Raw genomic sequence first — 4,819 nt, 5'->3', positions numbered from 1 at the left:
GGCGGGGCTCGGCCTGGCGCTGCTGTATGCGTTCGTCGCCCACGGGGCCTTTTTCGCGGACGAGCTGAGGTTCGTCCATCTGCTGGTCGTGGCTTCCTGCGTGGTCGCCTTCGCGGTCAGGCCCCCGGAGTGGGCGGACCTGCGCGCGCCCACTTCCGTGGCGGTGGCTCTCGTGTCGGCGGCACTGGTCGGGACGGCGGCCCTCGCGGACGACGTCCGGGGCTCCCTCACCGGACTGCGCGTCGTCGTTGTGCTCGGCCTGGCGGCCCTCGTGGTCCGGCGGCTGGGCGAGGACGTCCGGCGCGCGGTCCTGTCCTGGCTGGTGGCGGGCGGGACGATCGTCGCCCTGGCCGGGTGGGCCGGGGTTGCGTTCCGGCGGGTGCCGTTCGCGCAGCCCGCGCAGGGACTGTGGCGGGCAGCGTCCACGATCACCTACGCCAACGCGCTCGCGTGCCTGCTGGCGGTGCTGGTTCTGGTGCTCCTATCCGGGGCATTGCGTTGGCCCCGGTGGCACACGGCCGCGGCGAGCTTCGTCCTTCTGACCGGACTCGGCGCCACGCTCAGCCGCTCCGGGCTGCTGGCATTAGTCGCCGGACTGGCCGTCGTGGCCTGGACCGTCGGCCCCCGGCGGCTGGGCCTTGACCTCGCGGCCCCCATCGCGGGGGCGGCCCTGGCGCTCGCGGGACTGCTGCCGTCCATCGCCGGTACGCGCGCCTCGCCTGCGGTGGCGGCTGCCGCACTGGCGGCGGGAGCCCTGTGCGCGGTGGCGCCGGTGCCCAGGCTGGCGCTGATCGCGGTGCTGGTGGCAGTGCCCGTCGTGATGGTGGCGGCGCCGCAGCAGGTGCGGCGTCTTGCGTACGCCCGGCTGGCCCCCGGGTCGGACACGCGCTCTCCGGAGTGGAGGGTGGCGCTGCGCGCCGCGCGTGAGCGGCCGCTGACGGGAGTCGGACCAACGGCGCCGCTGCCGGGGCCGAGGTCGACGGGGCCGAACGGGACGGTGGCCACCTGGATCCACAGCGAGCCGCTGGGCGTGCTGGCGCGGCAGGGAATCGCCGGGGGGGCGGCGAATATGTCCGCATTCGTTGTACTGGTCGTCGCCGGGATGCGTACACGGCGCCGGATGCCTCCAGGGATGTGGGCGGCCGGGGCCGCCGGCGGCATGGCAGTGGCTGTTCACAGTCTTTTTGACATCACGTGGCACGTCCCCGTGCTGCCGTTGCTCGGGGCGGTCGTCCTGAGCGTCGCACTTTATCCCCCGCAATCCCAGATCGAGGATGGACGGAGGCAGTCATGAGGCTTCGCAAGGCAGTCAAGCTGGGAGCGGGTGCCGCCGTGGCGGCGGTGCTGGTGGCAACCGGACCCGGGCTGCCGTCGTTCGGCGCCTCCGTGGGGGCTTCCATCTACACGAGCCGCTACGCGTCGACCCACCATTCCTCCCACGGCGGGGGAACGTGGAGCTGGATCAGCGTCAATGCCAGCGCCTGGCAGAATGCGGCCGCTGACGCCGACACCACTCCGGGGGTCCAGGCCACTCCGGACATCGGCGCTGGTTTCCGTGTCTCCTTCGAGGAATGCTCACTGGGGGGACCGTGCAAAGGCGGCACGTACGACATGAACACGCTGCCCATCGGGGGGGCCGAGATCGACCCCGCCACCGGCAAACTGAGCGGGTTCTACATCGACCCCGCGACCGGCGACACCCGGCTCGTCGGCACAGCTCTGGGGATCGAGGGAACGACCGGGACGTGCCACGTCGATTTGACCTGGAAGCTCCAGCTGCCGGAACCCGACGCCTACCCCTATGCCTACGCCGACCCGACTGGGAGCTACGCGCAGGCCGGTGCCGCCGCACACGCCGGCAAATCAACCATCGCCCAGGGCACCGTCTGCGGCACACCCTTCACCGGGGAATATTCCTCAACCGGAGTAATCGCCCGGGGCGACGCGGGGGCCGAGTCCTAGGGAATCCCCCTAGGCCACGGCCGCGACCGACCCCAGGCCCGACTCCCGGGCGAAGCGGACCAGCTGCGAACGGTTGCGCAGGCCCGTTTTCTGCGCGATGTGGGTCCGGTGGGTCTCGACGGTCCGGGAGCTGATGAAAAGCTCCTCTCCGATCTCCTTGTTGGAGTAGCCCTGGGCCACCAGCCTCAGGACGTCCACTTCGCGCGCCGACAGGTCCAGCCCCTGCGGCGTCCGGATGGCTGCCGCCGGGGGGGCATCCGGCTCCGGGGCCTGCAGCAGCGACGCCCCAAGCGACGGGAGCAGGTACTGTCCCCCGGCCGCCACGGACTGAACGGCCACCTCCAGTTCGATGTCGGCGGCCTCCTTCAGGACGTACCCCGAAGCTCCCGCTGAAAAGGCCTCTCGGACGTGGCTGGGGTCGTCGGACATCGTGAGCACGAGTACCGGAAGAAGCGGCCACTGCTGACGGACGCGACGGCACGACTCGAACCCGCCGATGCCATTCATCTTGAGATCAAGGACGATCACGTCCGGACGCTTCTCGTCCGGGCCGGTCATCAGCTCCGGGAGCTCGGACAGCAACTGCTCCCCGGAGCCGGCTTCTCCCACCACGCGAAAGTCTCCCTTGAGCTCGAGCAACAGCTTCACGCCGCTGCGGACGATGACGTGGTCGTCGACCAGCACGATGCGCGTCATGTCGGCAACTCCATCTCCACGACGGCTCCCGATCCTGGTGCTGAACGGACACGAAACCGTCCTCCGGCCAGCTGCACCCGCTCGCACATCCCCTTGATACCCAGTCCCTCGCAGGGGGCCGAGGGGTCGAAACCACAGCCATCGTCCCTCACGCGTACACGCAGGGTTCCCTTCGCGTACGTACTCGTGACGGAGACGGTGGAGGCGTTCGCGTGCTTGCCCACGTTGCTCAGGGCCTCCTGGACCACCCGGTAGACCGCGGTCTGGACCTCCGGAAGCAGTTGCGGAGCGTCCTTAGCCAGTCGCACCCGTACGCGGATGCCGGACCGCGTCTGGAATTCGTTGGCCTGGCGATTGAGCGCAGCCTGCAAACCCAGGTCGTCCAGCACAGGCGGCCGCAGTGCCACGGCAATCTGACGGACCTCTCTGATCGCCTGAGACGTGACCTCGCGCAAATCGGCGAGCCTGCGGCGGAAGTCTTCGCCCGGTTGTCCCTGCTCCGCCACCTTGAGCCCGAGGAGCACGGACGTCAGCGCCTGTGCGCCCGCGTCGTGCAGATCCCTGGCGATGCGCGCCCTTTCTTCTTCCTGTGCCCTCATCATCCCCGCCAGCAACTCGCCCTTGGCCCGGGCCTCGGACGCCGCAACGGCCCGTTCGGCCTCGGCCTGCGCCGCGTCGCGGTGAGCCTGGAACAGGTGCGCGTTTCGCAGCGCGATGCAGGCGAAGCTGGCGAACACGTCAAGCAGGCGCAGGTCGTCGCCGGCAAAGCGGTTGGCTTCGCCGTGCGTGACGCAGATGACTCCGACGGGACCCGCTTCGCCGCAGAGAGGGGCGATCATGGTCGACCGGGCGCAAAGTGTCTTGGCAACCGGGAACTGGAGCCAGCTTTCGGACTCGATGTCCGGCACCAGTTGCGAGCGGCCGGTCATCATCGCGATTCCCGCCATCGAACCTTCGACCTCGACCTCGACGTTGCGCGCCGCTGAGGCGCCTCGCCCGACCACGACGTCCAGCCGGAGCTTGTCGGGGGCCGTCAGCTTGGCGATGGCTGCGGTCTGGCCGTGCGTCAGCTCCTTGGCGTGCGTAGCGATGAGCGACAGAACCCGTTTCGGGTCGACCTCCTTCAGCAGGGCCCCCGCCACGTCCTGCAGGGACGTCAGCTGGTCGAACTTGGAGCTCGTGTCGGGGTCGGCAAGGGCGAGCTCCCTCAGGGAGCCGGGGTCGCGGGGTGCGGCCTCGTTCGGGGACTGCCACCGCAGCTTGTCGGCGGTCAAGCGCGTGCCCCTGTGGCGCAGAAGGGGCCGGCTGACGGGGCAGGCCTCACCGGGGGGCCGGGAAGATTCACCCGGCACGAACGAGGGCGACGGTTGTCAACGGCCGACAACAGATCCTCCGGAAATTCCTCGCGGCGGCTGCGTCGCGGGCCGGTTACCTGTACCCGACATCGGGGCCCGGCCCGGGTGTCCGGAGCGGGCTCTCCCGCAACTAGATTGGTGGTCCCCATCCCGGTTTGGTTCAAACCCTCCCCCACGTGGGGGAACCGGTCAAAGCTGCTTGAAGTGCTCACTTTGGTCATCTCGTCCCGCGCGGAGGCAGTATTTGCATAGCGTTCGCAGCAAATGCGGCCGGCGGATGCCTGCGTCCCGGTTCCCCGCCCTTCGCAGCCTCCCATGGCTGCTCCCGAGTGCCTCTTGGCACCGCGGATCGGTTCTGGGCTCAGTTTCAGACGTACGCAACCTGCCGGGAGCAAGGCTGAATGAGCGGGGTTCATCAGCTGTCAGCTACGCCTTGACCTGCGCTCGATCGAGGTGAAGGAGGAATCGCCTCGTGGGCGGCTTGCTGTTTCTGCTGGACTTCAGGCAGCTACGGAAGGTTGGACAGCGTGACCCTGATCGTCCCGATCGTCTTGATGCTGTTGGCCGGACAATCGTGCTGGACGAACCCCCTGCTCAAACCGACATCGAACTCGAGCGTGCTACCCGGTCTGAAATAGACGGGTCCGCTCGTCTCGCCGCAGAAACGTCTTACGGTGGAGCCATTGTCACTGCTCACCTCGAAGTAAACGGGCTGGCCGTGCGTGTCGGTCACTTTGGCAGTTAAGTAGGCCTCAGTCGCCTCAGTGGGGATGATCAGGCATGCATAAGTACCGAGTACTTCATTG

General features: G+C 68.7%; 5 protein-coding genes. 2 read left to right on the top strand and 3 right to left on the bottom strand.

Annotated elements, in window-relative coordinates:
• Positions 1-1,294: O-antigen ligase family protein (locus VNE62_13210; protein HVE93239.1), on the top strand; the 1,294-nt coding region annotated here is incomplete at its 5' end.
• Positions 1,291-1,962: a hypothetical protein gene (locus VNE62_13205; protein ID HVE93238.1), complete on the top strand. Its 672-nt coding sequence runs from the start codon at positions 1,291-1,293 to the stop codon at positions 1,960-1,962. The genes VNE62_13210 and VNE62_13205, both read left to right, overlap by 4 nt.
• A gap of 9 nt (positions 1,963-1,971) precedes the next feature.
• Here VNE62_13205 and VNE62_13200 read toward each other — a convergent pair whose 3' ends face one another.
• The 3 genes from VNE62_13200 to VNE62_13190 form a co-directional block, all read right to left on the bottom strand.
• Positions 1,972-2,658, bottom strand: a complete 687-nt coding sequence (locus tag VNE62_13200) for a response regulator transcription factor (protein HVE93237.1) — start codon at positions 2,656-2,658, stop codon at positions 1,972-1,974.
• The gene (locus VNE62_13195) at positions 2,655-3,932 is read right to left on the bottom strand and encodes a GAF domain-containing sensor histidine kinase (protein HVE93236.1); all 1,278 of its coding nucleotides are present in this window, start codon (positions 3,930-3,932) and stop codon (positions 2,655-2,657) included. Before VNE62_13195 ends, VNE62_13200 begins: the two co-directional genes overlap by 4 nt.
• Positions 3,933-4,521: 589 nt before the next feature.
• A partial coding sequence (locus VNE62_13190) for a hypothetical protein (protein ID HVE93235.1) occupies positions 4,522-4,819 on the bottom strand: 298 nt, incomplete at its 5' end.

The organism is Actinomycetota bacterium, from assembly GCA_035536535.1.
Lineage (GTDB): Bacteria > Actinomycetota > JAICYB01 > JAICYB01 > JAICYB01 > DATLNZ01.
Note: the sequence above shows the minus strand (reverse complement) of the source record. Positions and strands in the feature narration are given on the sequence as shown.